1 pseudogene is annotated in these 216 nt (G+C 40.7%); it reads left to right on the top strand.

From position 1 onward, the window contains the following. Positions 1-216: pseudogene (locus LOK41_RS28900) on the top strand (IS4 family transposase); the annotation flags it as partial.

Genomic DNA, 216 nt, shown 5'->3' with positions numbered 1-216 from the left:
AGGCGGGATGAAACGAAAACGTAAGTGCCACGGGCACCATTTCTTATCTTTGTGTGTATGGTTAAATCAACAAGTCGCTACTACCTCTCTTACTCAACTTTGTAGTCAATTAGAAACTTCAACAGGAGTTTTATTAAGTCCGGAGGGACTTAATCGACGATTTAACTCGGCTTCTGTAGCCTTCTTTCGAACTGTATTTACTACACTTCTACAAGC

Origin of the sequence: Bacillus sp. TL12 (genome assembly GCF_022625245.1) — a bacterium.
In the GTDB taxonomy this organism is placed as follows: domain Bacteria; phylum Bacillota; class Bacilli; order Bacillales; family Bacillaceae_G; genus Bacillus_A.
The sequence above is the reverse complement of the archived record's forward strand: the minus strand, read 5'-3'. Positions and strand labels throughout refer to the sequence as shown.